The organism is Frigoribacterium sp. AC759 (assembly GCF_979256015.1).
The window spans coordinates 1-1,196 of the sequence record NZ_CEEDMT010000058.1 but is presented as its reverse complement, the minus strand read 5'-3'; the positions used below and the strand labels follow the sequence as shown (position 1 = coordinate 1,196).

The 1,196-nt window shown below is 68.0% G+C and carries 1 protein-coding gene; it reads left to right on the top strand.

Going from position 1 to position 1,196, the window contains the following annotated elements; all coding sequences use genetic code 11:
* Positions 1–12: 12 nt before the first annotated feature.
* Positions 13–1,196: hypothetical protein (locus ACZ6JE_RS15065; protein ID WP_464319457.1), on the top strand; the 1,184-nt coding region annotated here is incomplete at its 3' end.

Below are 1,196 nucleotides of genomic sequence, written 5' to 3'. Positions count from 1 at the left end.
TACACGATGTCGGTGACGCAGGTCGCGGCCTCGGGGGAGAACAAGCTGGAGAACATCCGTCTGTTCTCGGACGCCGTCTCCGAGCAGGACTTCTCGGTCACGACGCCGGCCGCGGGTGCGGGTCACGGTCAGCAGGGCTGGGTGACCTTCACCGGTGTGGGCACGACGTGGTCGACGGTCTCGATCAGCGACGGCTCGGACACGGCCGCGACGAAGGCGACGGTGCAGTACGACGGCACCTGGTCGGCACGCCGCTGGGTGGGCACCGAGAAGACGACCTTCACGGTGACCTCGAGCCGCGCCGATGTGCAGAACGGTTCGCAGACCATCGAGTTCAACACGGGTGTCTCGGGTCAGGAGTTCAGCCTCGACAGTCACACCGACGGCGGCACCTTCACCCCGGGCAACATCGTGTTCCGGGGCAAGGGCTCGACCGGTGACAAGGTGACGTTCACGGCACCGGGTCTGGCGCCTCTGGAGGCGACGGTGAACGCGGCGGGTGAGTGGTCGATCCCGCGCTGGCTGGGCAACGGGTACATCACCTTCACGGTGACCCACACCCCCGTCACGGGTGACGAGACCAAGCAGACGCTGCGTCTGTTCTCGGACCAGGTCGCCCAGGGCGATCTGATCGTCACCGCGCCGATCGACGGTGCGGGCCACGACCAGCCGGGTTGGGTGACCTTCACCGGCACCGGCACGACCTGGTCGAAGGTCACGGTCAGCGACGACACCTCGGCCGCGCCATCGACCGCGACCGTTCAGATCGACGGTTCATGGACGGTCCGCCGCTGGGTCGGGACGACCGCGACGACGTTCACGGTCACCAGTGAGCGTGGCGGCATCGCGAACGGCAGCGAGACGATCGAGTTCAACGTCGGTGAGGCCGCGGACGGTTTCACGATCGGCAGCCACACCGATGGCGGCACCTTCACCCCGGGCAACGTCGCGATCTCGGGCACCGGTACGACCGGTGACAAGGTCACGATCGCGGCACCGGGTCTGGCGCCGCTGGAGACCGAGGTCGACAGCCGCGGCCGCTGGAGCATCCAGCGCTGGCTCGGCAACGGGTTCATCACCTTCACCGTGACCCACACCCCGGTCACCGGCGACGAGACGAAGCAGACGCTGCGTCTGTTCTCGGACCGGGTCGCCCAGGGTGACCTCGTCGTCACGGCACCGCTGGACGGTGCCAG